Source organism: Hymenobacter negativus (assembly GCF_017571495.1).
Lineage (GTDB): Bacteria > Bacteroidota > Bacteroidia > Cytophagales > Hymenobacteraceae > Hymenobacter > Hymenobacter negativus.
In genome coordinates, this window is record NZ_JAGETZ010000018.1 from 120,521 (window position 1) to 146,817 (window position 26,297).

22 protein-coding genes and 2 pseudogenes are annotated in these 26,297 nt (G+C 58.8%); 8 read left to right on the forward strand and 16 right to left on the reverse strand.

Annotation, left to right across the window (positions count from 1 at the left end; translation table 11 throughout):
- Nucleotides 1-58: 58 nt before the first annotated feature.
- From dndC to J4E00_RS30350, 7 genes and pseudogenes are all read right to left on the reverse strand, one after another.
- Entirely contained in the window at nucleotides 59-1,420 is a 1,362-nt protein-coding gene (gene dndC / locus J4E00_RS26265) for a DNA phosphorothioation system sulfurtransferase DndC (RefSeq protein WP_208178319.1), read from the reverse strand.
- Between the two features lie 298 nt (nucleotides 1,421-1,718).
- Nucleotides 1,719-2,758, reverse strand: a pseudogene (locus J4E00_RS26275) (DEAD/DEAH box helicase).
- A 505-nt stretch (nucleotides 2,759-3,263) separates the two neighbouring features.
- Nucleotides 3,264-3,593, reverse strand: a pseudogene (locus J4E00_RS26280) (replicative DNA helicase); the annotation flags it as partial.
- A 345-nt stretch (nucleotides 3,594-3,938) separates the two neighbouring features.
- Nucleotides 3,939-4,199, reverse strand: coding sequence for an integrase core domain-containing protein (locus tag J4E00_RS26285; protein ID WP_262898465.1), 261 nt, complete (start codon nucleotides 4,197-4,199; stop codon nucleotides 3,939-3,941).
- A gap of 24 nt (nucleotides 4,200-4,223) precedes the next feature.
- Nucleotides 4,224-4,820, reverse strand: a complete 597-nt coding sequence (locus tag J4E00_RS26290) for an IS3 family transposase (protein ID WP_208178343.1) — start codon at nucleotides 4,818-4,820, stop codon at nucleotides 4,224-4,226.
- A complete protein-coding gene (locus tag J4E00_RS26295; RefSeq protein ID WP_208178322.1) occupies nucleotides 4,817-5,119 on the reverse strand; it encodes a transposase in 303 nt (100 codons plus the stop codon). Before J4E00_RS26295 ends, J4E00_RS26290 begins: the two co-directional genes overlap by 4 nt.
- A 248-nt stretch (nucleotides 5,120-5,367) precedes the next feature.
- Entirely contained in the window at nucleotides 5,368-5,568 is a 201-nt protein-coding gene (locus J4E00_RS30350; protein WP_410779766.1) for a hypothetical protein, read from the reverse strand.
- Here J4E00_RS30350 and J4E00_RS26300 point away from each other — a divergent pair.
- From J4E00_RS26300 to J4E00_RS26310, 3 genes are all read left to right on the forward strand, one after another.
- Nucleotides 5,541-8,219, forward strand: a complete 2,679-nt coding sequence (locus J4E00_RS26300; RefSeq protein ID WP_208178323.1) for a BamA/TamA family outer membrane protein — start codon at nucleotides 5,541-5,543, stop codon at nucleotides 8,217-8,219. The two genes, J4E00_RS30350 and J4E00_RS26300, sit on opposite strands and share 28 nt — an antisense overlap.
- A 94-nt stretch (nucleotides 8,220-8,313) precedes the next feature.
- Nucleotides 8,314-9,159: a metallophosphoesterase family protein gene (locus J4E00_RS26305; RefSeq protein ID WP_236050175.1), complete on the forward strand. Its 846-nt coding sequence runs from the start codon at nucleotides 8,314-8,316 to the stop codon at nucleotides 9,157-9,159.
- Complete coding sequence (locus tag J4E00_RS26310) at nucleotides 9,159-9,773, forward strand: hypothetical protein (RefSeq protein WP_208178324.1); 615 nt, start codon at nucleotides 9,159-9,161, stop codon at nucleotides 9,771-9,773. Before J4E00_RS26305 ends, J4E00_RS26310 begins: the two co-directional genes overlap by 1 nt.
- A gap of 71 nt (nucleotides 9,774-9,844) precedes the next feature.
- Here the strand turns inward: J4E00_RS26310 and J4E00_RS26315 are convergent, their stop codons facing one another.
- Nucleotides 9,845-11,899: a thiamine pyrophosphate-dependent enzyme gene (locus tag J4E00_RS26315; RefSeq protein ID WP_410779767.1), complete on the reverse strand. Its 2,055-nt coding sequence runs from the start codon at nucleotides 11,897-11,899 to the stop codon at nucleotides 9,845-9,847.
- A gap of 339 nt (nucleotides 11,900-12,238) precedes the next feature.
- Between J4E00_RS26315 and hemF the strand changes: the two genes are divergently transcribed.
- Together hemF and J4E00_RS26325 are read left to right on the forward strand one after the other, a co-directional pair.
- Nucleotides 12,239-13,150 carry an oxygen-dependent coproporphyrinogen oxidase gene (gene hemF, locus J4E00_RS26320; RefSeq protein WP_208178326.1) on the forward strand — a complete coding sequence of 304 codons (912 nt, stop codon included), beginning with the start codon at nucleotides 12,239-12,241 and terminating at the stop codon, nucleotides 13,148-13,150.
- Between the two features lie 44 nt (nucleotides 13,151-13,194).
- Nucleotides 13,195-13,776, forward strand: coding sequence for a phosphatase PAP2 family protein (locus J4E00_RS26325; protein WP_208178327.1), 582 nt, complete (start codon nucleotides 13,195-13,197; stop codon nucleotides 13,774-13,776).
- A 32-nt stretch (nucleotides 13,777-13,808) separates the two neighbouring features.
- On the opposite strand, the gene J4E00_RS26330 is transcribed toward J4E00_RS26325, so the two are convergent.
- The 8 genes from J4E00_RS26330 to J4E00_RS26365 form a co-directional block, all read right to left on the reverse strand.
- On the reverse strand, nucleotides 13,809-14,477 hold the full coding sequence (locus J4E00_RS26330) for a hypothetical protein (protein ID WP_208178328.1): 669 nt from the start codon (nucleotides 14,475-14,477) through the stop codon (nucleotides 13,809-13,811).
- Nucleotides 14,478-14,728: 251 nt separating this feature from the next.
- On the reverse strand, nucleotides 14,729-14,929 hold the full coding sequence (locus tag J4E00_RS26335) for a hypothetical protein (RefSeq protein WP_208178329.1): 201 nt from the start codon (nucleotides 14,927-14,929) through the stop codon (nucleotides 14,729-14,731).
- Between the two features lie 59 nt (nucleotides 14,930-14,988).
- Nucleotides 14,989-15,585, reverse strand: coding sequence for a riboflavin synthase (locus J4E00_RS26340; protein ID WP_208178330.1), 597 nt, complete (start codon nucleotides 15,583-15,585; stop codon nucleotides 14,989-14,991).
- 107 nt (nucleotides 15,586-15,692) lie between these two features.
- A complete protein-coding gene (locus tag J4E00_RS26345; RefSeq protein WP_208178331.1) occupies nucleotides 15,693-16,019 on the reverse strand; it encodes a hypothetical protein in 327 nt (108 codons plus the stop codon).
- Between the two features lie 146 nt (nucleotides 16,020-16,165).
- Nucleotides 16,166-17,845 (reverse strand): S8 family serine peptidase, encoded by a 1,680-nt coding sequence (locus J4E00_RS26350; protein WP_208178332.1) that lies wholly within the window; start codon nucleotides 17,843-17,845, stop codon nucleotides 16,166-16,168.
- Nucleotides 17,846-17,886: 41 nt separating this feature from the next.
- Complete coding sequence (locus J4E00_RS26355) at nucleotides 17,887-18,708, reverse strand: hypothetical protein (protein ID WP_208178333.1); 822 nt, start codon at nucleotides 18,706-18,708, stop codon at nucleotides 17,887-17,889.
- A 27-nt stretch (nucleotides 18,709-18,735) separates the two neighbouring features.
- Nucleotides 18,736-19,893 carry a tRNA 2-thiouridine(34) synthase MnmA gene (gene mnmA / locus J4E00_RS26360; protein ID WP_208178334.1) on the reverse strand — a complete coding sequence of 386 codons (1,158 nt, stop codon included), beginning with the start codon at nucleotides 19,891-19,893 and terminating at the stop codon, nucleotides 18,736-18,738.
- 132 nt (nucleotides 19,894-20,025) lie between these two features.
- The gene (locus J4E00_RS26365; RefSeq protein ID WP_236050177.1) at nucleotides 20,026-21,447 is read right to left on the reverse strand and encodes a sugar transferase; all 1,422 of its coding nucleotides are present in this window, start codon (nucleotides 21,445-21,447) and stop codon (nucleotides 20,026-20,028) included.
- Nucleotides 21,448-21,606: 159 nt separating this feature from the next.
- On the opposite strand from J4E00_RS26365, the gene J4E00_RS26370 reads away from it, so the two are divergent.
- The 3 genes from J4E00_RS26370 to J4E00_RS26380 form a co-directional block, all read left to right on the forward strand.
- Entirely contained in the window at nucleotides 21,607-22,269 is a 663-nt protein-coding gene (locus tag J4E00_RS26370) for a protein-L-isoaspartate(D-aspartate) O-methyltransferase (RefSeq protein WP_208178346.1), read from the forward strand.
- Between the two features lie 139 nt (nucleotides 22,270-22,408).
- Nucleotides 22,409-24,634, forward strand: a complete 2,226-nt coding sequence (locus J4E00_RS26375) for a M43 family zinc metalloprotease (protein WP_208178335.1) — start codon at nucleotides 22,409-22,411, stop codon at nucleotides 24,632-24,634.
- A gap of 131 nt (nucleotides 24,635-24,765) precedes the next feature.
- Nucleotides 24,766-26,297 (forward strand): M43 family zinc metalloprotease (locus J4E00_RS26380; protein ID WP_208178336.1); only part of this gene is annotated, 1,532 nt, incomplete at its 3' end.

Consider the following 26,297-nt stretch of genomic DNA (forward strand, 5'->3'; position numbering starts at 1 on the left):
ACGCAACCCACCCGCTCTACACGAAGCGAGCGGGTGTAGGAGGGTATTTAGAAGGTAACTAGATAGCCGTTGCGGGGACAGTTTGGTCCAGGCCAGCTTCGGCAGTTTGCTGGGCCTTGAGGTAATCGTCCAGCAAGTTTTCGATATCGTTTTGCAACCCTCGCTTGCGCTGCATCAGCGACTTCGTCTTGATAATCTTAACTGCATTCTGAATGAGGTCAAAATGGTCAAGGTTGTCTTGGCAGACCTCCCGAAGCCAGTTTTCCTCTTCCCGGATTTTAATCGTGTGCTTGCTCATGTCGAGCTGCGTACCGAACACTGCATTGTAGATATCCGCTACGTTGTAGTTGAAGATGCCATCGCGGTACCAGATAACCTGAATAGCAACGAGCTCCTGGTGCGTGATGAAAGTCATCGTGGGGTCGTACTCGTCACGAATCACCTTTTGCGCCTCCAACAGTCGTTTCAGGATGTCAGCTCTAGTTCCCGGGAGGTATGGCCCCCAAAATCCCTCGCGAATGGTGCCGTTGCGCAAGTGCTTTTGTCGGTATGTCTCAGGGTTGTCGCGGGCTTCAATCAAGAAGTCTCGCAGCTCAGAAAGGGGCTCCATCCACGCTTCCCCGTTCATAATGAGGCCATCCATGGACTTGTCTTTGACCACGACGGTGCACACCCAGCAGCCGAAGCGGCTTTTGCCACAGGAAGGCGTCTCGTCATCAATCACCAAGGGACAGTCGGCCTCGGTGCTAGCGTTGCGGTAGAGCGTGATAAGCTCCTTATGGGTACCGCCCCAAGGCGGGGGAACCTGGCTGAGGTACTGCCACAGCTCGTTGGTTTCGATGTCCTTGATGGGGGCATACACGTAAGCATTTGGCAGCACGTGCTTGCGCAGGCGCTGGCCGTGCACGGCGTGCTTGGCCATGGACCGAGAACGGCGCGAGCTTTCGGCGGAGCGAGTGCCCAACAGGATAATCACCTCGCCAGAATCACTGATTTTGGTTTTGATGAACTGAGTAGTCGGGCTGATTTTCAGGCGCTCGGTGCACCAGCGGAAGGTACTGGATGGGGCGGGGTAGCCTTTGCCAAGCAGGTTGGTCCAGAAGGAGTCCTCCAGGCGGGGTATGGTACGTTGCACCACAAAAGGCATGCTTTGACCCGTAGCGGCTGCTTCAATGCGATGCAGGGTCTCTTCGATGAAGCGAACGATGCGGGGGTTTTCAACCATGGTGTCGTTGCACACAACGTACACCGGGCGATGGCGAAGTTCTTCGGGTAGCTTCTGCACGGCTTTCCACACGAGTTGGAGAAGCATCGTGGAGTCCTTACCGCCGCTGAAACCCACAATCCACGGCCGATTGTTGTCATCGGCAAGGTATTGGTCCTGGATTTCAGATTCTATGAAAGGGAGGATAAGAGCCATAAAGGGGGATATAAGAATTGCCCTGCTCGGAAAGCACATTTCAGGCAATGTGTTCAAAGATAACCAATGAAGGTTGCTGGGTTCTACCCCAAGCGGCCTTACTTTTTGCCGCTTCGTGTATGTAGTTGTTAGTCAGAGAAACTTAGTTCGTCGCTTGGTACAAGCTAAGATTCTTAGCTTCGTTATGAATACAACGAGATAAGCCATTTAGGAGCGGAAAGCGAAAAACGAGAGACCGACCGGTTGTATAACCGGTCGGTCTCTCGTTTGTGATACGTACTCCGCGAATGACATTAGGCTAAACCTTGCTTAGGACTGCTCGAGGTTTGCGTGAAACAGGTTTTAATCTGGAAACGTGGTGGCAGGAACTAAGAAAGTCCTGGAATAGGTCAGCCCAAGCTTGCAGTTTGAGCGTCCCAAAGTTGCCCAAGGTTAGGTGAGAGCTGCCGACTATTATTCGCTTGACCCGGGCGCGGGTGATGGCTACGTTGAGGCGATTGGGCAGAAAGAAGAAGCTGGCGCGCTGTAAGGCACTGTCAAATTTGCCCAAGGTTAACGAAAGGGAAATAACGTCTCGCTCCTGCCCTTGCATTCGCTCCACCGTGTCAACGACTATCTGAGCCAGCTCTTTTGGTGCAACATGAGCGCAGCGCTTTGCTAAGGCCCGCCCGATTTCACGACACTGAGCACGAAAAGGGGCACAATAGCAATTTCAATAGGTAGAGTGCCGCAGGCCAGTAATTCGGCTACCATTTCGGCAATGTAGTGGGCTTCGCTTGGCTCACTTGTTTTGGTATTCAGGTGTGCTAAGTCAGCAAATACACTGGGGCATAAGGGGTCAAGTATATCGGCAAACGTGCTGGGCGGCACCGCTAGGTTTAGCGAGCGAGAAGCTGCGGACTTGTGCGAGATTAAGTCACCGTCATAAAACCGCTGGCTGAAGAAGTTAGCTAGGCCCTCATTCAAGCGGTAAGTGGTGTTCAGGCGAGTGCCTGGAGCGAAGGCGAATAGGTATTCAAAAATGGATTCGCTATGTGTAGGGTCAGGGTGTTCAGCGGCAATGATGGGAGGCATCTGCTGATGGTCCCCTATGAATACATACTTAGCCCCTGCGAGCATGCCAGCAGCAGCCTGAAGCTGGGTGAGTTGGCTGGCCTCGTCTGCAATGACAACATCAAACCTTTTACCTACTAGGCGTTGCGTATACAGAGCAAAGCACGTAGCACCTACAATAAATGCCTTGCCAACTATTGGGTCAAGGGAAGGACAGTTTTCTTTATTAAGCGCTGCACCAGGCCTTTTATGAGCACCTGCCGGAGGAGTTTCGTTGAACGACAACCTTGGATGGGGAAAAGCTGAAAGTGCTACCGGGCGAGCTACGGACCACTGAAGTACGGGTGGAACGGCACGTCGCGCCGGCGGCTAACGCACTGCCAGACTTTATCCGGCTGATTGAACAGGGCTAGCGGCCGCAGGCAGAATATGACCGGCTAACGCGGATTGTGAATATTGCCGCCGCGCACCACCGGCTGGCCTAGCTGCACCCGTTTTTGGACGGCAATGAGCGGGTGATGCGCCTATTCAGAGATGCGGCTTTTCTGGCCGAGAGGCTGGACGCTGGGGGCTGTGGTCGATGGCGCGGGGAATAGCCCAGCGAGAGAAAGATTACAAACAGGCCCTGGAGGCAGCAGATGCGCAACAGCTGAATGATTATGACGGCCGTGGCAGCCTGTCGGAAAAGCAGATGGTGGCTTTCTGCCAATTCTTCTTAGGCGTGGCCTTGGGCTAGATTGGCTACATGACGCAGGTACTAGCCATTGATGGGATGGTATCAACGGTGGCCGCGCCAGAGGAAGACGATGCCGTCAGCATCCTGCTCCAGGCTGCCAGACTCGCGCAGGTCTGAAAGAAGCGGGCACTTCTCTCCTCCTCTTTTCTCCACGTCGCGGCTGAGCTAGGAGAGGGCGATGACGGGGGCGTTGAACTCCTTGGCCAGCTCCTTGAGGCCGCGGCTGATGCTGCCCACTTCCTGCTCGCGGTTGCCTTTGGTGTCGCCGCGCATGAGCTGGTCGTAATCGACCAGGACCAGGTGCAGCGGGTACTGGGCATGCAGGCGGGTGCATTTGGTGCGCAATTGCTGGGCGGTGAAGCCAGGCGTATCGTCGAGGTTTAACGTGTGGCTGTGGTTGCGCAGGCGCTGGGATTGCTGGCATATGTGGGCCACTTGCTCGAGGCCGCTAGCCAAGTTAGTTCTACCACGCCGCAGGCCGAAGATAGAATAACCGGAGACTTTGCTGGCCATCAAGTGCTACCTGAAACTGTAATAAAGTTGTGCGCGCTCCATGCGATAGCCCTTCCCACAAACACCATAATAAGCTGCATTTTCAGATTTTCAGTAACACAACACCCTTTGCTAAAAGCAAAGACTGTAAGTATAGCATCTGCGCTCGAGCTCATACTACCTCTTATCTGAACTCCCAAGTTCACTTTACACTTACGCCTCATTGAGGTGGTCTAGCTAAGCCGGACAGAGTTTGGACGTTGTTTGCAGGTGGGTTTCGAAGTGATTTGGGGCGAGGTAACCGAGGGTCGAGTAGCGGCGTTCGGCGTTGTAATAAGCGATGTGGTGGCTGATTTCGAGCCGGGCTTCTTCCAGCCCGGGGAAGCGGCCGCCGTCGAGTAGTTCGGCTTTGAAGCGACTCCAAAACGATTCGGCGTGGGCGTTGTCGTAGCAGTTGCCGCGCCGGCTCATGCTTTGCTGGGCGCCGTGGCGCGCCAGTAAGTCCTTAAATCGGGTGGCGCGCTACTGACTGCCCTGGTCGGAATGCACGATGAGGCCCGCCGGGGGCCGGCGCACGGCCAGGGCACGCCGGAGCGCCTCGCTGACCAGGTCTTCGGGCATGGTTTCGCGCACGTGCCAGCCCACGACTTTGCGCGAGCAGCGGTCCAGCCACACCGCTAAGTAGAGCCAGCCGCCGCCCTGGCGCGGCAAATACGTGATGTCGCCCACCCAGACCCGGTTGGGGGCAGTGGGGGCCGGCTGGCCGAGCAAGCGGTTGGGCGCCGGGCACACGGCCGGGTCCGAGTCGGTGGTGCGGGGCACAAACGAACGGGGCTGCTGTGCACGCAGGCCATAGACTTCGAGCACCTGGCGGATGCGCCAACGCCCCACGGCATGGCCGTCGGCCTGCACTTCCACCCGCAACCGGCGCGTGCCGTAGCGCTGGCTATGATAGGCAAAGGCTTCGCGCACGGCCACTTGCCAGGCGGGCTCGACCGCTGGTACCTGCCGGCGGCGCTGCCAGGCGTAATAGGCGGCCGGGGCCACGCGCAGCACCTGGCAGAGTTGGCGCACCGGCACCTGGCCGGCCTGTTGGGCGATGTGCTGATAAGTGCTCACCGGGTCGGCTGGCCGAAGATGACCAAGGCTTTTTTTAAAATGTCGAGCTCCTGCTCGGCCCGCTTCAAGCGAGCGCGCAGGGCGCGCACCTCCGGGTCGCGGGCGACCTCCACGCTGCCGACCTCAGCCACTACCTGGGCCTGTTGCCAGCGGTGAAGCAGCTTGGGGCTGATGCCTAATTGCCGGGCCGCCAACTGGGCGCTGCGGCTTTCGCTGGCCAGGCGCAGAGGCTCGGTTTTAAAGGCCTCGTCGTATTTACGCCGTTTGTCGGGCGACGTCCCGCTGGATTTGCTTGCCATAACAGAAGAAATATACGTCCTTCTTCTGTCCGTCATTCCTAGACCACCTCACATTTTCTCAATCATCGGCGTCACTTATAGCCTTAAATAGACTCGTTGGACTTATTAGCCGCGATTTGTATTTACCGTAAAGCACTCACACAACTGGGGACATTGAGCGAGCCGTGTAGGATGTCCTAGCATCTGACCTTTTATCTGACCTTTTGCCGACAACAATGAATAAAGCACCCCGTTCAAGCCACCTGGCCCTACTTTTGCAAAGCCGGTGCTGGATAACAAGGCGCAACTATTTGCGTTATGTTGTGCTCAACATTTGGAATTAGCAGCTCCAACACGCTTTTGCCACCTTCGACCAGAAACGCCCCGTGGCGGTGCCGGTACTTCTTTTGGTGCAGCGACTGCACGTATTTGCCAAGTGCTTTTGAAACCATTGCTCGAATATTATTCATCAAAACTACGGCCCGCGCGCCAGGTCGGCCCGTGGCTGCTGCTGCTGGCCGTGGCCGCCTGCTCGCCGTTCAAGCTGCTTCAGCCCAAACAACGCCTGCTCAGCCGCGTTGAAATAAAGGGCGTGGAGCAAGCCGATAAAGAACGGCTGACCACCCTGGCCCAGCAGAAACCAAACACCCGGTTTCCGCTGCCCAAGCTGGCCATCTATCAGCTAGGGTTTAATTTTTATGATTCGGTGCGACTTAAAAACAAGTTGCGCGCTATTCAGAACACCTACGTCGCGAAAATAAAGGCCGCCGGTACCGACTCGGCCGAACTTGGCAAGCTGCTCTCGCGCCGCGAGCGCAAAGTCAATCGCAAGCAGCTGGCCCTGGACAAGGGCAACGCTATTATGCGTTTGGGCGAGGCCCCGGTCATCTACGATTCGGCCCTCACGCGCAAGTCGGTGGAGCAGATGACGACTTACCTGCACTCCCAGGGCTTTTTTCGGGCGCGGGTGTCGGCCATCGATACCACCCGGTACAAGCACGGGGTAGTGGTGCGGGCGCTGAAAAGCGTAGGTGCTATTTTCCCCGGCAAACCCGATTCGCTGGATGCGGCCAAGCAGTACCGGCGCGTCACGGTGACCTACAACATTGCCGAAGGCCAGCCCTTCCACTACCGCCTGCTAACGCCCAGCATTGCCGATTCGGGCGTAGCCGCCGTGGTGCGCCAGGGCCAGGGCGCCACCCTACTAAAAGAAAACGAGCGCTACAACGAAGACCTCATTGGCCAAGAGCGTACCCGCCTCGAAACACTATTGAAGAACGCGGGCTATTACGATTTTCGCCAACAGTACATCACGCTGGAAGCCGACACCAGCTACGAGAAATTCACGGTGCGGCTGCGCACCTTTATTACCAACCCCGGCCCCGGCCAGGGCCACCGCGTGTACACGGTGAAGCAGGTCCGCTTCATCACCGATGCGGGCGTGGGCCGCACCCTGCGCAACGCCGCCGGCGACACCCTGCGCCGCGCCGGCACCGCCGCGGCCCTGCGCGCCCGCCCCAGCCTAGGTGTCCGCACCGATACAGTCACGACGGATTCGGTCCATTTCGCGGCCTACGCCCAGAAATACAGCACCAGCCTGCTGGCGCGCAAGGTGCTGGTACGGCCCGGCCAGCACTACAGCCTGGCCAACACCATGCAAACCCAGCGCTTGCTTGCCGACCTAGACATGTTCCGGTTTAATACCGTGAATTACCGCAAGGTGCCCGACCCGCCCGCCACCGATAGTACCGGTGTGCACCCCATTACTGGCGAGCTGGTGGCCGTCATCAATGCTTCGCCCGCGCCTAAGTTTGGGGAAACCAGTGAGGCCGGGGTTACCTACGTGGCCTACCTGCCAGGCCCGTTTCTAAACCTGCGTCTGAAAACCCGCAACCCTTTTGGTGGGGCTGAGGTGCTGGAGTTGGGGGTACGGGCGGGTTTCGAAGGCCAGCTTACCCGCGTGGGTGTGGTAGAGGGCGACAACCCCGAACAGGTGTACACCACTCAGTTGGGGGCTACGGCGGCGCTGGTGCTGCCACAATTTCTGGTGCCATTCAAGACCAATCATTTCCTGACGCGCTACAACCCAAAAACCCGCTTCTCGCTGTCGGAAACCTATGTAAACCGTCCGGAGTACACGCGCTCCAACTTTGAGTTTGCTTGGGACTACATCTGGCAACGTTCGCCGGTGCATCAGTATGTGTTTTCGCCGGTAGTAATAACGCTAGTGAACTCGGCGGTGACGGATGACTTCCAAAAGCGCCTCGATACGCTGCGTATTCGCGATGGTTCGTCGCTCTACCGTTCCTTTAATAAACAGATTGAGCCCAGCTTTAGCTTCACCTCACTCTACAATTCTAACGACTTCAACCAGACCCGCGACGCCCGCTATCTACGCCTGTTTGCCGAAATTGGCGGCCTAACACGAGGACTTTATCGCAATGCGCTGTATGACGCGACGAGCTTGAGCGTGTATGATTTTGCCCGGGTGAGTGCTGATTACCGTCGCTACTACCATGTCACGCCCCAGACTTTTTTTGTATGGCGCCTAAACGGCGGCATGGTCCACGCCCTCAGCCGGACTAACGACCCCCTCACCGGCTTCGACCCGTTTATTGTGCCCTACGATAAGTCGTTTTTTGCGGGCGGCTCTACAAGCCTACGGGCCTGGCAGCCACGCCGACTCGGGCCGGGCGGCTACACGTCGAAGCTATCGAATGGTGCCCGCGACTACATCACCGAGCAGCCCGGCGAGTTGCTACTCGAAGGCAGCGTAGAATATCGCTTTCCCATCTACAGCTTCATCAAAGGTGCCTTGTTCACCGATTTTGGCAACGTATGGGGCTTGCAGGAGCGGAAGCAGGAAGACCCTACGAAGCTCGATTATGGCCAATACCTACGTCCTGGTGCCCAGTTCCAACTTAATCAGTTCTACAAGCAGATTGCGGTGGGTTCCGGCTTCGGCATCCGCTTCGATTTTACGTTCCTGATTCTGCGCCTCGACATCGCCACCAAAGTGTACGACCCTACCGCCGAACCGACCCAGCGCTGGGCCCTGCGCAACTTCGACACCAGCGCCAATCCGATTTCCTTCAACCTGGGCATCGGATACCCCTTCTAAATTCTGAGGGAATTCTGTATCCATCTAAGGTATTTCGGTTCCTCATCCGTGTACAAGCTATCAGCGGCCTTCTTGGGGCCCTAGCATACTACGCATGATGAACGAAATTTACCCCTCCGACAAACGCAGGGCCGGGCGCGCCACGTTGGCGCTGACTACTGGACTAGCACTGCTTTCCGGCTGCGAACTGATTGAATTCAGCCCTAATCAAACCTCTACTCCAGCAGCCTACAGCGACCTTACGGCCAAAAACATGGCTGCCCTGGCCCAGCGCCCACTGGCGGCCGGCGACACGCTCCGCTTCGTATTTACCGGCGACTCGCAACGCTTCTATAGCGAAGCCGAAGACCTGGTGGAGAGTGTGAACCAACAGCCCGGCATTGCCTTCCTGGTGGTGGCCGGCGACATTTCTGACTTTGGCCTGGGGCGCGAGATGCGCTGGGTGCACGACAAGCTCAAGAAGCTGCGCGTGCCCTACCTCACTGTGGTGGGCAACCACGACCACGCCGGCAACGGCCGACAGGTATACCAGGAAGTATTTGGGCCGCTGAACTATATCTTCACATACGCCGGCACGCGCTTCATTATGTTGAACACCAACGGCCGCGAATACCGCTTCGATGGCAGCGTACCCAACATCGGCTGGCTTCAGCAGCAGCTGGCCGATACGGTGGGCGTGCAGCGGCAGGTTGTTATCAACCACGTACCGCCGATGGATGAGGATTTCGACCCGCAGTTGGAACAGCCTTACGTGCAGGCGCTGAAGGCAGCGCCCCGCGTAGCCCTGGCCCTAAACGGGCATCGCCATGATTTTGGCATCGACCAGCCTTATGGGGAAGGGCTCACACTCATCAATTCGTATGCCTTCGAAAAACGCCGCTACGTTATCCTGACGCTATGGGGCAACAACCAGTTCAAGCTCAAAACTATTGATTTCTAATGAGCTTACTCGCTTTACTCCTGCTACCGCTTGAGGTCCTGAACCCGCCTCAGCTCGCTCCTGCCGATACTGTTCCGGCTACACCGCTACCCTGGTACGTGCCCACCCGCCTACTGGTGCACACAGCAGGCGACCAGGGCCTGCTGGCCGTAGGCGCCGGCTGGACTGCCAATCACAACCGCCTGGCCTTGGAAACGCTGGGCGGCTACCTCCCCAAACAATACAGCATCACGCCGATGGGGATTTTCACGGCTAAAATCAGCTACACACCGTGGCAACTCCCGCTGCGCGCCACCGCATGGCGCGTGCAGCCCCTCACGGTGGGTGGGTTTGCGAGTTATTCTGCCAGCCGCGGCCTCACCACCACCCGCGGTAGCAAGTACGATGACGACTATTATTGGTGGTCGTCCCACACCCGCATTGGTGGCTTTGTGGGCAGTAGCGCCGGCTATGCTTTCCGCCCCACCAAGCGCGGTCATCCGCGCTCAGCCATGGCGTATTACGAGCTTGGCACCAACGACCTTTATCTCATCAGCTGGACGAGTGCCAGGGGTAGCCTGCCTTTTAGCGACATTCTCACGCTTGGGTTTGGCTTACGCCTGCAACTGTGGTAACCAGACAACGCAAAGGGTCCTGCAGAATATTCCGCAGGACCCTTTGCGTTGTTTAAGACCTTATTTGCGCCCTAATAAGCCAGCAGCTCTTCCAAAGCCGCCGCCACTTTGGCGGCGCTGGGCAGCATCTGCTTTTCCAACTCCACGTTGAGGGCAATGGCTGGCAGGTTGGCCGCGCCAAGGGTGAACACCGGCGCATCCAGCGACTGGAAGCAGTGGCGCTGAATGCGGCCGGCCAGACTTTCGGCAAAGCTGTTCATCAGTGGCTCCTCGGTGAGGACGAGCACCTTGCCATGGCGACGGGTAGCGGCCGTCACGGCGTCGAAATCGATGGGATTCAGCGTGCGTAAGTCTAGGATTTCGACCTGGCCCGGAAAGTTACGGCTGGCTGTTTTGGCCCAGTGCACGCCCATGCCATAGGTCACGACGAGGGCCGTTTCGCCCTGGCGCAGCTTCTCGGCATCGGCCTCTTGGGCAATGGCTGCCTTTCCCAAAGGGATGACGTAGCCGGTAGCGGGTTCCACCGTTTTGGCATCCTCCGTACCCGGCACCTTGCTCCAATACAGGCCCTTATGCTCCAACATCACCACCGGATTGGGGTCGAGGTAGGCGGCGCGCATCAGGCCTTTCATGTCGGCCGCGTTGCTGGGATACACCACTTTAATGCCCCGAATGGTGAGCAGGGTGCTTTCAATCGAGCCCGAATGGTAAGGCCCGCCCCCACCGTACGCCCCAATCGGCACGCGGATAACGGCCGGAATCGGAAACTTGCCCATGGTGAGGTAGCACGATTTTGACAGCTCCTCCACCAGCTGGTTCAGCGCCGGCCAGATGTAGTCGGCAAACTGCACTTCGACGATGGCCCGGGCGCCCACGGCCGCCATGCCCGCTGTGCTGCCCACAATGTAAGCTTCCTGAATAGGCGTATTGAACACCCGCCGGTCGCCGTATTTCTTGGCCAGCAACGCCGCCTCGCGGAACACCCCGCCCAGCTCGCCGCCCACGTCCTGGCCGTAGAACAGCGCTTCGGGAAACTCGCGCAGAATGTCGTCCACGGCATGCAGCGCGGCATCCACCATCAGGGCTTTGTCGGCGCCGGAGGGGCTACGCTCGCCGGCTTCCTCAGTCACCGTGGGCGACGCAAACTCGTGGTCGGCAAAGGTGGCGGGGTCCGGATTGGGCGCGGCCAGGGCTTCGGCCCAGTCGGCGCGCACGGTGGCGCGAGCTTCAGATTGCAGCGCCGTCAGGTCAGCTTCGCTCACGCCCTGGTTTAGCAGCTGCTGACGCAGGCGCGGCAGGGGGTCCTGGGTTTGGTGGGCGGCTAAGTCGGAACGGTACCACTCGCGGCGCACGCCGCTGGTGTGGTGGCCCAGCAGCGGGCATTTGGCGTGCACCAGCACCGGTCCACGCCGGGCGCGCACGTGAGCAAAAGCTTCGGTCAGGCCCTTATACGATGAGCCAAAGTCGGCACCATCCACCTGCATCCGGCGCAGCCCGGGGAAGCCGGCGGCAAACTCATAGGCATTCATGGCCCGCATCTCGCGGCCGGTGGCCGAGATACCCCAGTCATTGTCCTGCACCAGATAAATAATGGGCAGCTGGTGCAAAATGGCCATTTGCAGCGCTTCCGCCACCTCGCCCTCCGTCATGGCCCCATCGCCAATGGAACACAGCGACAGCGACTGATTAGTAGTCAACTGAGCATGTTTTGCTTTAAACGATTCAGTGCTAGCCGCCAGCTGCTCACTGCTTACGGATTCAAAGTACTTGATGGCATGCGCCACTCCCGTAGCCGGAATGGCTTGCATGCCCGTTGCGGAACTTTGGTGCGGAATCACCGGGACGCCTGCCCGCCGCAGTGAGGGGTGCGAATAATACGTGCGGCCGCCGCTAAAGGGGTCACCGGCCTTGGCCATGAGCTGGAGCATCAGCTCATACGGCCGCAGGCCCAGGCCCAGCAGCATGGCATCATCGCGGTAGTAGGGCGCCGCGTAGTCATGTTCGGTAAGCAGGAAAGCGGCGGCCAGCTGTACGGCTTCGTGGCCCCGGGCCGTGGCGTGCACGTAGCGGGCAGCAATGGCTTTCTCCTCTTCGTAGAGGCCAGCCATCTCAGCGGCGGTATGCATCAGGCGGTAGGCACGACGCTGCAATTCGATGGCCAGGGCCGGGACTGCGGGCGCACTTGGGGCGGTAAAAGCCGCGGCCGCCGCGGCTGCAGCATTGGCTACACGGGTACTGGATAGGTCAACGGCATCGGGAGCGGCGGAGGCTGCAAAATCAGACATCGGGGATGGGGCGGGTGAGGCTACAAAAGTACGCCCCGCGCCCCCTTCCTATCTTTGCGCAGCCAGCAATGGGCAGTGAGCAGCGACCCGTTAGCAATGAGCAGTTTGCACCAAATTGTCCGTTGTGCCTTCTTCACTGCTCCTTGTTCGCTGCTCACTCTTCACTGCTAACTGCCCGTCATGCCCTCTCCCACCACCCGCCCCGAAATCGAAGCCTGGCTGGCCGATTTTCAGCTCCGCCTCTGCCAGCAGCTCGAAACCGCCGATGCCGGCACCGCGCGTTTCCACACCGATGCCTGGCAGCGCGAAGGCGGCGGCGGGGGCCGCTCCAAAGTGCTGGAAAACGGCCGCATTCTGGAAAAAGGCGGCGTGGGCTTCTCGGCCGTGTGGGGCGAGATGAGCGCCAAAGCGGCCCAGCAGCTGCACATGCCCGACCCGCATTTCTACGCCACGGGCGTGAGCGTGGTGCTACACCCCCGCAGCCCCCGCGTACCCATCATCCACATGAACGTGCGCTACTTCGAAGCCGGCAACGGCGAAGCCTGGTTTGGCGGCGGCATCGACTTGACCCCGATTTACGTGGACGAAGTCCAGGCGCGCCGCTTTCATGAGCAGCTAAAGGCTGTGTGCGACCGCCACAATCCGGCCTATTATCCAAAGTTCACGCGCTGGGCCGACGACTACTTCTACCTCCCACACCGCCAGGAAACCCGCGGTGTAGGCGGCATTTTTTACGACAGACTGACCATAGGCCCCGACGGCACGGCCGAAGAACTGTTTGCCTTCATGCGCGATGTAGCCGAGCTATTCGGCCCGTTTTACACCGCGCTAATGGCCGAAAACCACGCCCTGCCTTTCGCCGAGCGCGAAGAAGCCTGGCAAACCCAGCGCCGCGCTCGCTACGCCGAATTCAACCTCGCTTTCGACCGCGGCACTCGTTTCGGCCTCGAAACCGGCGGCCGCACCGAATCCATTCTTATGAGCCTGCCCCCTCGCACCGGCTGGGCCTACAATCCTGCCCCACCCGCGCCCGGCACTCCTGAGGCCAATACCCTGGGCTGGCTTCGCAAGGGCGTAGACTGGTTAGCGTAAGGCGTAAGGAATGAAGAATTAATATAAATGCCCCCAAGTAACAGATGCCAATTCTTCATTTCCTGCAAAATCTTGACCGGAACCTGGTGCTGGCCATCAATCACGCCCACACCCCGGCGCTGGATTCGGTGATGGTGTTTGCCTCAAACCGCTACGCCTGGATTCCGGCCTACGCGCTGCTTATCACGGTGTTAATTGATTTATTTCGGCGCAATGCCTTGCTAGTGCTGCCCTTGGTCGTAGCAGCCGTGGGCCTTGCCGACAGCATCACCAGCCGGTTGTTCAAGCCCTTTTTTGCCCGCCTCCGCCCCTGCCACGACAGTAAGCTAGCCGGCCTGCTCCACCTGCCCGACGGCTGCGGGGGGCAGTTCGGTTTCCTGTCCTCACACGCGGCTAACTCGATGGCATTGGCGGTTTTTCTGCTGCTAGTGCTGCCACAGGGCCGTTTCCGGCTGACCAAGGCGCTGGCTTTTGTATGGGCCGTACTGCTTTCTTACAGCCGCATGTACCTGGGCGCTCATTACCCTTCCGATGTATTGGGCGGAGCAGCCATTGGAGCACTACTTGGCTGGGGCGCGGCAAGGCTGTTTCAGTACTTATCGGCCCGCTGGCCAAGCCTCCAGTAAACTTACTGGCTGAAAATCACCAATTCTACGGTCTAACGGAATGTCCGAATGCCGTTGTCGTAGTAAATCAGCAGGCCGCCGTTGTCCTGGTAGTAGGCAAAGGGATAATCCGCATTTTTCACCTTTATTTTCCAGGCTTTTACCAGATTCTCCGACTGGTTCCCGGAACCAGCGTTCAGGTTATAGTATCCGAACTGTGCACTCACACACTGCTCGCGCACATTGCTATTAGACGGGTCGAATCGGGCAGTGGTGGCAAAAAACAGGCTCCTGACCTGCCCCGCCTGCAAGGCCGGCGTAGTACTCAGGCTAGTCCCCCCGCTGAGATTGCCTCCTCGAAAACTGAACACCCCATTTTTAAACAGAAAACTGATGTTTCCGGTAAAAAGGGGAAGCCCATTGATATATTCTTCAACCATGACCGACTGCTGATTGAATTTGGCATAGGGCGGAAAATACGTCTGGGTCGAGTCGCGGAGGTACCGCACATACCGGAAGTTTCGGCGGTCGATGCCATTGCGGTCGAAGAGTTGGTCGCTCGTGAGCGCCTCCACCGCCCCGATGCTGTCGGTGCTCACGGGCACTACCAGCGTTTCGCTACACCCGCTGTCATCATCGGGAGCAGGGTCATGCGAAGACGAGCAAGCCGTGAGCATGGCAGCCGTTACCGCCAGCATAGTGCAGGAAATGATGCTTTTCATATCTAAAAAAAGAAAGGTTCAACGGCATGACCGGCTCTGGCTCCCAAACGTGGCATCACCCTATTTTTTTTAGGTCCGGTCCAGCAGCGTAGCCACAACAGCGGTGCTTCCCCAGCCAACCGGCAACACTAAATTATTACCGACCGCACGCCGGAAGTATCCAACAGGCATTTTGTGGTTCGCTGCTGCCCTCTTGCATAAATAGCCATTTAAAAAGCCCTGCTGAGTACTCAACAGGGCTTTTTAAATGGCTATTTGGCAGGCTTGCGGTTGCCGGTGTGGCCATCGCCCTTATCGCCCTGGCCGGGCTTGCTGGTCTTTTTAGAGTTGTGCTGGTCGTCCTGCGATAAGGATTTGTTCAGGTCGACCGAATGCGCAATCTGGCCTTTCTCGTCCCGGCGCACGTAGCGCTTATCGCCGGGATTTGGCTCCATCAATTCTCTTTTCGACATGGCAGTAAAGAAGTTGCGTGGAAGTGTGTCCTTCTTACGCAGCCCCCCTCCCCAAGTTGCTAGCCAACCTTACCCAACAGCTTAGCTACGTACTTGCCCACGATGTCGAACTCCAGATTTACCGTTTCGCCGGCCTGGAGTTGTTGAAAACTGGTGTGCTCGTAGGTGTAGGGAATAATGGCCACCGTGAAGCCCTCATCGGTGCTATCGAAGCAGGTCAGACTGGTTCCATTCACGCAGATGGAGCCTTTTTCCACCGTCAGACGGCTGGGGCCGGGCGCGTGCCCAAACCGGAACAGCCAGGAGCCGTCCTGGTCCTCCACGCTCAGGCAGGTGACCGTGGCATCGACGTGCCCCTGCACGATGTGGCCGTCGAAGCGGCCATTTGCTGCCAGGCAGCGCTCCAGGTTCACGTGCCGGCCGGGTTGCCATTGGCTTAGATTGGTCACGCGCAGGGTCTCATCAATGGCCGTGACCACGTGCGTACCCGCTTCGGTATCAATGGCTACCACCGTCAGGCACACGCCGTCGTGGGCTACGCTTTGGTCAATTTTCAATTCGGCCGCGAAGGGCGAAGCCACCGTGAAGTGGCGGTTACTACCTTGGTCTTCCACCGCGACGATGGTACCAAGGGCTTCAATAATTCCGGTGAACATAGACCGCAGATTGTGCAGATTAAAGGGATTTGGCTGATGCAACTACAAAGAACGGCCCCACCGCTCGGTGGGGCCGTTTTGGAAATAACCGTAAAGCGTCGGCAGAGTTATCGGGCCGGCTCTTTTTCGAAGGGACGCCAGTCAAGCTCGCCGGGGAGGCCACCGGCTTTTTTGCGCAGGAATACGGTCTGGTCGTCGTCCTCACGCTTGCCAAAAGTGACGTCGGCCCGGCAGTCCAAGCAGCGCACCGACGTGTACTTGAACTTGCCCTGGGCCACGCGGCTGGTAAGGTCGAGATTGTCGGAACCGCAGATGCCGCACGCGGCTACATCGGCAAAGCTTAGGCGCTCATATTCGGAGACAGTTTCGTGAAAATTATTGCCCTGCACGGTGAAGTGAAACTGGCGGCGCCCAATGCGCTTGGTGGTCATCATTTGCAACATCCTACGGATAGAAAATGGGGTTAATTGATGGTTTAAAAATACGAAATATCTCCCTCAAAAACAAGCAGATAATTACCATAAACCGCATAAAAAAAGGCGCCTTTCGGGCGCCTTTTTCCTGAGGGCTGATTGTCTGCTTATTGCTGCACAAACTTCACATTTTGCCGCGTATTTCCCGCACTCACTTCGCAAGTGTAAGCGCCTTTAGCCAGCGCGGGCAGTTGCAATTGGGTCTCACTGAAATTGGTGGCCGGTAGCACTTTTCGGGCCACCACCGCCCCGCGTGCATCGAGCACGCGCACGGTCAGGGCCTGGCCGCGCAGGGTAGTGGGCAGCACCAGGGTAAGTGGGCCTGCGCCGCTGGGGTTGGGATAAATGCCCAGCACGCCGGATGGTATAACGGGCCCTTCTGTCGACAGTGGCGCGTTGGGGTGCAGTGCATTATAGGCCGACACGAAGTTGGGAATGCCGTAGCCCATGGTGTTGTCGGGGGCATTGGCTTGCGTAGCCGTGCTGCGCAAGGCCAGAATTACTTGCTGGGCCGTGAGCGCGGGGTTAGCCTGCCAAAAACCGGCGGCCATGCCGGCCAGAATAGGGCAAGCATACGAGGTGCCACTGCCCCGGAAAGCCGTGCCATTAGGCGCGAGCACGGCCGAAGCAAACCCCATAGCGGAGAGTGTGGGCTTAATACGGCCATCCGAAGTCGGCCCATAGGAGCTGAAGTACGCGTGGTTACCCAACGAGTCGACCGCGCCAACCGACATGATGGAATCGGCATCGGCGGGAGCCGAGATGTAATGCCAAGGGTTGCTGCCCTCATTGCCAGCAGCATTGACCACTAGCATGCCCACTCGGGCCGCCATGGTAGCCGCCCGCGAACTGATGGCATTACGGCCATTCATATCTGCATAAGTGTAGGACGTTGAGGGTGCATCGAAATCGGTGTAGCCCAGCGACGAGCTGATAACATCAACCCCCGACGAATCGGCATACTCGGCGGCGGCCAGCCAGTTGGCTTCTTCTATTGGATGCTCTGAGTTAACATCTTCCGTGATGCACAGGTGAAATGTAGCCTTGGGCGCGCTACCAATGTAGAAGCCACTCTGACTGCCGCCGATTGCCGCCAGGCAGTTGGTGCCGTGGCTATTACGCAGGTATACGCTGGTGCCCCCGTCCACAAAGTTGCGGGTACCTACCACTCGCTGCTCCTGAAAGGCCGGTTGCATGGCCGAAATCTGGTCAACGCCCGGAAAGCCGGCATCGAACACGGCAATCTGCATGCCTTCGCCCCGGTAGCCCGCATTGTGCATGGCAATTGCCGCAATTTGCTCGTTCTGGCGGTAGGCCTTGCCGTAGCGGGCGCGGGCCGTGGTAGCGGCCGAAACCGAGGGAACCACCTGCGTAGGAGGAGTAAAAGCAGGCAGCGCCTGGAAGCTGCGGTTGAGCGTGACAGCGCTACGTACAGCCGGCAGCGCAGTGATGGCCCTGAGCGTCACCGAATCGCAGGAAACGACAGCGGCATTAAACCAGCGCGAAGTGTAAAGCACCTGCGGCCCACCGGATACGGCCCGGATTTGGGCTACGTAGGCTGGCGTTACGGGCAAGTCGCGCGGCAGTACGGCAATGCCCTGGCGGGTACGTCGGGCTAACGCCCGGGCCGAGAGAAACGCCTGCGGCTGCGTTACCGAATAGGGCGTACCCGCTTTATCGCGGAAATACACCAGATGCCGCCGCACTGTGCCCTGGGCCGCTGCCGGAGCTGCCGCCAGTGCCGTGAGCACCCCGGCTACCAACCATTTCGTAAATGAAGATGCCATTGTAAAAGAAGGCAATAGGTAAAATCAGCAAGTATGCCGGCTTATTTCGGGCCGTAGTCAATCAGGGTTTCGCGGTGGGCATAGGAACCAATGTTATAAGCTTGGGCCGGAAATACCTGGTTGCCGTTGCTTGCTGTATAGTTGAAGTATGCCAGATTGCGCCGGTTGCGAAATACCGGGCCGATGTTCTTCGCAAAAATCTGTTGGTAGCTCACTTCATTCAGCAGGTTGCTCACGGCAGCCGGCCCCATATCGGTAGTCGTGACGGAAAGCGGGTACGTAACGGCGGGCTGGGCCCCAATAGCCGCCGTGGTATAGGGCTGGCCAAGACGGCTATACTGCCGGGTCTTTACCGTGTCCTCTACGCCTGGCAAGCTGTTATTGAAGGCGTTGACATGCCATTTCCCACCTTCTTTCATGGCAAATACGGCCTCCAACGTCCGCACATTGCTACGGCTGATGGAAACAAACTGTGGAGTGGCCGTCACTACAAACACGCTGTCGTCGCGCCAGGCAGCGGCGGCGTTATCGCGCTTGGCCCGCACCATACGGTAGGCCGTGTTGCCGGCCGCATCGGTAAAGGTTTCGGTGATGGTTTCCCGCTTCTGGGTATTGGTAACCACTACACCACCACGGGTAACCTGCCCATTGTAGGCCGACTGCCCCCACACGGTATCCGTCACGGCGTAGGTCCAGAACCGGCCCACGGCCACTGGATAATAGTCGGCACCGGTTTCGGGAATGGCTTCTGTATCGTTTTTACAGCCTGTGGTAACGGCGGCCAATGTCACAGCCACTACGGCCAACGAACGAAAGCGGCGCGCAACGGCTACGGCCGGCCAGGTTAAGAGAATCCGATGCATAGGTAGCGCAACAGGAGTGTAGTGGAATTAGAGAGCAGCCTCAGCGGCAGCAAAAGGTAAGGGGAATTCGCCAATTACGTGGCGCTCAATCCAGCCGCCGCCCAGCACATCCTGTCCGTCGTAGAATACGGCGGCCTGTCCCGGGGTAATGGCATGCACGGCTTCTTCAAAATACACGCGGATTTTGCCGTCCACTTCTTCCAGAAAAGCCGGCGCACCGTCGTGGTTATAGCGTACTTTCACGATGGCCGGCACTAGGCCGCGTCCTTCCAGGCTGGCTAGCTTGCCCATGTTGAGCTTGCCTACTACAGTGGCCGTACTGGCCAACTCGTCATAGTTGCCTAACACCACTTCGTTGGTATCAGGCCGGATTTCGAGCACGAAAGCCGGGTAGCCCAAAGCCACACCCAGCCCTTTGCGCTGTCCGATGGTGTAGAACGGATAGCCCTCGTGCTTGCCAATAACGCGGCCGTTTTTGGTCACGAAGTTGCCGCCGGCCACGCGCGCTTCCAAGCCCGGCACGCGCCGGCGCAGAAAGCCTCGGTAGTCGTTGTCGGGGATGAAGCAGATTTCGTAGCTCTCGGGCTTGTTCACCAGTTCGGTGAAGCCACGCCGCCGGGCTTCGTCGTAAATCTCGGTTTTGCGCATGCCGCCCAGTGGGAACAGCGTGCGGCTCAGGCTCTCCTGGCTCACGCCCCACAGGGCATAGCTCTGGTCTTTGTTTTCGTCGAGGCCTTTGCTCACCACAAAGCGGCCGGTTTCTTCGTCTTTGCGGATATTGGCGTAGTGGCCGGTGGCAATGTATTGGCAGCCAAGTTGGTCGGCGCGGCGAAGCAGAGCATCCCACTTGATATGGGTGTTGCAGAGTACGCAGGGGTTGGGCGTGCGGCCGGCCAGGTATTCGTCGGTGAAATTGTCGATAACAAAATCACCAAACTCGTCCCGAATGTCGATGATGTAGTGCGGAAAGCCAAGCGTTACAGCAATGTCGCGGGCATCGTTGATGCTGTCGAGGGAGCAGCAGCCCGTTTCCTTTTTGGAACCGCCGGCGCTGGCGTAATCCCAGGTTTTCATGGTCATCCCGACCACTTCGTAGCCTTGCTCGTGCAGGAGCACGGCGGCCACGCTGCTATCAATTCCGCCGCTCATGGCGACGAGGACCCTTCCTTTTACTTCGGTATTCATATCTGTGGTGCAATTCACCCGGAGCTTGAAAGGTTCCGGCCGGCAACTACAAAGGTACTCCAAGGATGGAGTGTTGAATGTTGAGGGCTAAATGCTGAGTTGTAGAACATCAACTCAATGTTCAACACTCTGTTACTTGCCCCGTCCTTCGATAATAATTTTCAGGGTGTAGAGCAACACCCGAAAGTCCATGGCCAGGCTCATGTTCTCGATATAGAGAATGTCGAATTTGAGCCGTTCCACCATTTGGGCGACGGTTTCGGCGTAGCCGTATTTTACCTGGCCCAGCGAGGTCAGGCCGGGCCGCACGCGGTGTAGGTGGCGGTAGTGGGGCGCGATTTTTACAATCTGGTCGATGAAAAACTGGCGCTCCGGGCGCGGCCCCACGATGCTCATGTCACCTTTGAGCACGTTCCAGAACTGTGGCAGTTCGTCGAGGCGCACTTTGCGCATGAAGCGGCCCCACTTGGTGATGCGCGGGTCGTGGTCAGAGCTCAGGGCTGGGCCCATCTTCTCGGCGTCGATGAACATCGACCGGAACTTGATGATATTGAACGGCAGGCCGTTTTTACCAATCCGCTCCTGCCGATAGAAAATGGGGCCGGGCGAAGACAGCCGCACCATTACGGCCGTGAAGGCATACACCCACCAGGCCAGCAGCAGGAACAAGGCCGAGCCCACCACATCCATGATGCGCTTGAGCACCACCTGCCACACGGGCAGCAGGTCCTGCTTGATTTCAATGAGCGGTGTCCCGAATAAGTGATTGACTTTCACCGAACCTAGCAGCATCTGGTATAAGTCGGGCAGGATGCTAACGCGGGCCGGCGTGCCTTCCAGCAACGTTAGAATATCCTGAATAAGCCGGTGCTCGCTGGGCTCGATGGCGATGACGATTTGCTCGATTTTGAGGGCCCGCACCAGGGCCGGCAAGCGCAGGTAGGAACCGTGGGCGGGCAGCTCGGCAGCCAGCTCAGCGTCGACGGTGTCGCCTACGGGGGCAAAGCCGACCAAGCGCAGCCCCAGGTGGCGGCCGGTCCGGGCCAGCTCGCGATAGGTATTCAGGGCCAGGGAATTGGACCCTACCAGCAGCGTGGGGAAGAAAATGCGGCCGTTGTAAATGAGGCCTTGCACGCTGCTGACGGCCCAGGTGCGCAGCACGGCCGTGATGAAGAAGTGCAGTAAATAATAGGCTGTGAAGGTTTTGTAATAGGCCCGGTAGTTTACGACACCCTGGTCATCGAGCAGCAGGGTGAAGAAAATAACGATAGCGCCCAGCATAGAAACCTGGGCCAGGCGGATGATTTCAGCCAGACGCGACTTGCGGAAGATGTCGCGGTACTCCCCCACCAACGTGTAGAGCACCGTCCAGAATACGGCAATGAAAACGGCCGAGCCGGTGAGGTCGAACAAAGCGCCTTCGGTGAAGCGGTAGCCCGTCAGTTCGTTGAGCAAATATTTGCGCAACAGATAGAAGCACATCCACGCTATAAGGGCCGCGCCAAAATCGGCGGCCACGAGCTTGAAATATTGGAAGCGGCGAGTAAGCTGCAAAACGAAGGACTTGGTAGTATTTTAGCGGCCAGCATAGCAAATACCGCACCGGACAAAGGTAGCGGCGCGCCGGTGGTTAACGAATCACCGCAACGCGACCATTGCACATCTGCCCCCGGCTGCCTGTCAAATCTTTCATTTCTCAGTTCAATTCCCGTCATCTCACCGCTTCAGGATACCTACCGCCACCAGGGCCAGCGACGTGCCCTGGCCCGTGAGCTGCGCCGCCGCGGCATTTACGATGAGCGGGTACTGGCTGCTTTAGAAGCCGTGCCCCGTCACCTGTTTTTCGAGCCGGCCTTCGAGGCCCATGCCTACCAAGACAAGGCCTTTCCTATTGGGGAGGGCCAGACTATCTCGCAGCCCTACACCGTGGCCTACCAGACCCAGCTGCTGAACGTGCAGCCCACCGACCGGGTACTGGAAGTGGGCACCGGCTCGGGCTACCAGTGCGCCGTGCTGCTGCGCCTCACGGCACACGTCGAGAGCATTGAGTTTAACGAAGTGCTGTTTCGGCGCACCAAGGCATTTCTGGCGGCGCTGGGCGCTACCGGCGCGGGCCTGCACTGCGGCGACGGCTCGGTGGGCCTGCCCGACAAGGCTCCGTTCGATGGTATTCTGGTGACGGCTGGCGCGCCGGGGCTGCCGCCCGCCTTGCTGCGCCAACTGCGCGTGGGCGGCCGGCTGGTCATTCCGGTGGGCGATAACCAAGCCCAGCGCATGATTCGTGTGACCCGGGAAGGCCCCGAAAGCTTTGTGCGGGAAGAGTTTGAAACTTTTCGCTTCGTGCCGTTGCTAGGGGCTAGCGGCTGGCGGGCCTAGTGCCTTCATACTTTCGCCATCTATCTGATTGTATTTTGCTTGCCTGAATTGCTTTTTCCGAAGCCCCACCCCTAAGCTGGCTCATACCAGTGGCTTCTGTCCCTTTTCTCATTCCTCTTTTCACCTTTGCTTTCCCCTTATGTTGAAACTGTTACGCAATTTACGTGGAAGGCTCCTTGGCCTGGCTGCAGCCGGTGTGGTATGCGCTGGCACGGCTTCGGCCCAAACGCCGGAAGGCGTTAGCCGGAAATACCCGGAGCATAAAACCGGCTTCCGCTGCGCTTTTGATAGTGCACAGCAGGCCGCTTTTGCCCGGCAGCCGGGCGCGGCAGCCGCATACCGGGCCTTCCTGCAGGGCGTGGCCACGATGTCGGCTACGGCGCAGGCCCGCCTGCTGGCGGCTCCGGACGTGACGGTACCAGTGGTGGTACACATCATTCATACCGGTGGCAGCAACAACATTTCCGATGCTCAGGTGGCAGATGCCATTCGCGTTATCAACGAGGACTACAGCAAAACCAACCGCGACACCACCGATATTTTGCCGGCCTTTCGGCCCATCGCAGCCAACATTGGCTTTCAGATGCGCTTGGCTAAAAAGGACCCGAACGGTAATTGCACCACCGGCATTACCCGCACGTATTCGGCCGATGGCAACATTGGTGATGACCGGGTGAAAGACCTCATCAAGTGGGACCAGGATAAGTACCTCAATATCTGGGTGTGCGACAATGCGAACGGGGCCGGCGGCTACGCCTACCTGCCTTGCACGGGCGGTGCCGTAGATGGCATTGTGATTCGCAACGCGCAGTTCGGCAGCGTGGGCACCTCCTGCGGAGCCAACCTTTGCATTCGGTCTTTGACGCACGAAATCGGCCATTACTTCGGCCTACCGCACACCTGGGGCGGCAGCAACACGCCCGGCCTGCCCAGCAACTGCGGCATCGATGACGGCATTGCCGACACCCCCAACACCATTGGCGCGCAGTCGAGTTGCTCGTCGTCGTATGGTACGGGCACAGTGCTCAGCAGCTTCAACCCTTGCGGGCCACTGGCCAACGTGCAGAATTACATGGACTACTCTTCCTGCACCAACATGTTTACGCTGGGCCAGCGCGCCGTGATGCGGGCTTCGTTGCAGCTTAGCTGCCGCAGCGTGCTCACCAGCACCGCCAACCTGCTGGCTACCGGCACCAACGACGGCTACGTGGCCCCCAGCTGCGCGCCGGTGGTGACGTTTGAGCCCTCGGCCCGAACGGTCTGTGAGGGCTCGACGGTGAGCTTTACCGATTATTCCTACAATGCGGCCGTGGCTTCGCCCAGCGCTACCTATGCCTGGCAGTTTCCGGGTGGTGTGCCCAGCACTTCGAGCCTGCGCAACCCAGTGGTAACGTACTCAACCGGCGGCGTCTACAACGTAACGCTGACCATTATGGTGGGTGGCCAAACCGGCACCAGCACCCGCAACAGTCTGGTACAGGTGGTGGGAGGTAATTCCGGGCTGGTGGGCCCGGTTGCGGAGTCGTTTGAAAATCCGGACTTTCCCGAAAACTTCCCAGCTCCAAGCCTGCGCAACTGGACAAATTCCTCCAACACAACCTCAACCGGAGCCCGCTGGTTTCGCCGTACCAATGTAGTAGGCGGACTGCTTGCCAGTGACGGCACGGCCTGCGTGCTGGTGCCGAGCACCGTTCTGGCTCTGGGTACCCAAACTACCCTTACCTCACCTAACATCAACCTGAGCGGCCTGACCGTAGCCGACCAGCCGGCTCTCTCCTTCGACCGCGCCTACGCCCTGCGCACAACGCAGCCCAACGAAAACCTCAGCATCCAATTCAGCTCCGACTGCGGAGTAACCTGGAACACGCAGCGCACCTTGTTTCCCAACGCGCTCAATACCCGTGACACTGTGCGGATTGATGGCTTTACGCCCACTGTGGCCTCGGACTGGAAAAGGTTGCGCATTGATATCCCGGCCAGCTACCTGAGAAGCACCTTTCAGGTTCGTTTCACCTTGGTGAGCAACCGGGGTAATTATTTCTACCTTGACAAAGTAGCCGTGGGGGCAGCGCCAATCCTAGCCACGCGCACGGGCGGAGCGGCCCCGCAGGCGCGCATTTACCCCAACCCGCTCACAGCCGAAACGGTGGTGGAGTTCACGCTGCCCGCTGCCGGCCCGGTAGAGCTTGGCCTGACCGACCTGCTGGGCCGGGCAGTGAGCGCGCCCATCCGTGCAACCGGCCGGGCCGGACTGCAGACTTTGCCTTTGCTACCGGGCGGAATCAGTCGGCCCACGCCCGGCATCTACCTGATGCAACTGCGCACCGCCGCTGGCCAGACTACCAGCAAAGTGATAATTCCCTAGCTGTTGACGCTGTCAGGTGGGGCTGAACGCTGTTTCGGCTTTTATCTGGTAAATTTGACAACACCCATTCAGGCTGTTTAGCACGTTGAATACTGCCCCTTTTCACCCCACTTTTCTCCTTATCGTTTCCTATGTTGAAAAAACTAATACCCTCGGTACTGACCGTTGCCTTGGCCCTCACCGGCCTTGGTGCCAGTGCCCAAGAACGCGGCCGTGACTGGTGCGGCACTACCGCCATGCAGGAGAAGTTTTATGCTGAGCATCCCGGCGCCCGCGAAGCCCAGACAGCTTACTACCAGCAGCTGGAAGCTATGGCCCAGGCCCAAAACCAACAGCGCGGGCAGAGCCAGCAGCGCGGTGCGGCCTACGTTACGGACGTTACCATTCCAGTCGTGGTCCATGTGATTCATGCCGGTGGTCCTGAGAACATCAGCGACCGGCAGATTTACAGCGCCATCGAGCAACTAAACATCGACTATCAAAAGCGCAATGCCGACACAGCCAGCATCATACCGATGTTCCGGTCTCGGGCCGCTGCCATCGGTTTTCAATTTCGCCTCGCCAAAAAGGACCCCAACGGCAACTGCACCACCGGCATCACCCGGCACTACGCACCTAATCTCATCAACGATGACCAGAGCGGGGCGGTGCAGAGCTTGGTTATCTGGGACCGGATGCGTTACCTCAACATCTGGCTGGTAAGCACCATTGGCACCCCCACTGCAGGCGGCGGCATCATCTTGGGCTACTCTAACCTTCCTCAGAACTCCACGAGTATGCGTGACGGCTTTGTAGAGCGCCACGACTATTTTGGCACCCTGGGTACCAGCACTCTTACCCGTGGCACCGACCGCACCGGGACGCACGAAATCGGCCATTACTTTGGCTTGAGCCACACCTGGGGCCAGAATAACACTCCTGGTTCGGGTGATTGCACGGGTACCGATTTCGTAGCCGACACCCCGCCTACCGATGGCACATTTAACTGCAACCTCAGCTACGCGCCCTGCGGCCAGATAGCCAATGTGCAGAACATCATGGACTACGCTTGCGAAGTTATGTTCACGGAAGGGCAGAAGCAACTGATGCGTAACGTGCTGGCTACTTCATCTGTGCGCGTCGGCCTTTCCACGCCGGCGAACTTGGTAGCGACGGGGACGAACGACGGGTACGTGGCCCCGGACTGCGCCCCGCTGGCCGCCTTCGCCGCCCTGCCCGGCACCAGCACCAGCGTCTGCGTCAACTCCCCCGTCTCCTTCCGCGACTACTCGGCCAACTTCACGGCCACCGGCGGCACGCTCACCTATTCCTGGTCCTTCCCCGGCGGCAACCCGGCCACGGCCACCGGCCAGACCGTGTCCGTCTCCTACCCCGCCGCCGGCTTCTACTCCGTGACCGAGACCGTCACCAACAGCATCGGCGCCACCAGTTCCACCCAGACCAACATCGTCCGCGTCGAGGGCCCCACCGGCGGCGAATCCGCCCCCTTCCAGCAGTCGTTCGAGGACCCCGCCTTCCCCAACCTCTTCCCCGCCCCCACCCTGCGCAACTACGCCATGGCCGGCACCACCCCCGCCGGCGTGGCCGCCCCGTACGTGTGGCAGCGCCAGACGGCCTTCCCCGCCGCCGACGGCACGGCCTACCTGCAGGTGCCCAACCGCGT

Coding starts and splice junctions, on each gene's coding strand:
- dndC (WP_208178319.1), bottom strand. CDS start 1,420: ATGGCTCTTATCCTCCCTTTCATAGAATCTGAAATCCAGGACCAATAC.
- J4E00_RS26295 (WP_208178322.1), bottom strand. CDS start 5,119: ATGGCAAGCAAATCCAGCGGGACGTCGCCCGACAAACGGCGTAAATAC.
- J4E00_RS30350 (WP_410779766.1), bottom strand. CDS start 5,568: ATGAATAATATTCGAGCAATGGTTTCAAAAGCACTTGGCAAATACGTG.
- J4E00_RS26305 (WP_236050175.1), top strand. CDS start 8,314: ATGATGAACGAAATTTACCCCTCCGACAAACGCAGGGCCGGGCGCGCC.
- J4E00_RS26310 (WP_208178324.1), top strand. CDS start 9,159: ATGAGCTTACTCGCTTTACTCCTGCTACCGCTTGAGGTCCTGAACCCG.
- J4E00_RS26315 (WP_410779767.1), bottom strand. CDS start 11,899: ATGCATACCGCCGCTGAGATGGCTGGCCTCTACGAAGAGGAGAAAGCC.
- hemF (WP_208178326.1), top strand. CDS start 12,239: ATGCCCTCTCCCACCACCCGCCCCGAAATCGAAGCCTGGCTGGCCGAT.
- J4E00_RS26325 (WP_208178327.1), top strand. CDS start 13,195: ATGCCAATTCTTCATTTCCTGCAAAATCTTGACCGGAACCTGGTGCTG.
- J4E00_RS26330 (WP_208178328.1), bottom strand. CDS start 14,477: ATGAAAAGCATCATTTCCTGCACTATGCTGGCGGTAACGGCTGCCATG.
- J4E00_RS26335 (WP_208178329.1), bottom strand. CDS start 14,929: ATGTCGAAAAGAGAATTGATGGAGCCAAATCCCGGCGATAAGCGCTAC.
- J4E00_RS26340 (WP_208178330.1), bottom strand. CDS start 15,585: ATGTTCACCGGAATTATTGAAGCCCTTGGTACCATCGTCGCGGTGGAA.
- J4E00_RS26345 (WP_208178331.1), bottom strand. CDS start 16,019: ATGATGACCACCAAGCGCATTGGGCGCCGCCAGTTTCACTTCACCGTG.
- J4E00_RS26350 (WP_208178332.1), bottom strand. CDS start 17,845: ATGGCATCTTCATTTACGAAATGGTTGGTAGCCGGGGTGCTCACGGCA.
- J4E00_RS26355 (WP_208178333.1), bottom strand. CDS start 18,708: ATGCATCGGATTCTCTTAACCTGGCCGGCCGTAGCCGTTGCGCGCCGC.
- mnmA (WP_208178334.1), bottom strand. CDS start 19,893: ATGAATACCGAAGTAAAAGGAAGGGTCCTCGTCGCCATGAGCGGCGGA.
- J4E00_RS26375 (WP_208178335.1), top strand. CDS start 22,409: ATGTTGAAACTGTTACGCAATTTACGTGGAAGGCTCCTTGGCCTGGCT.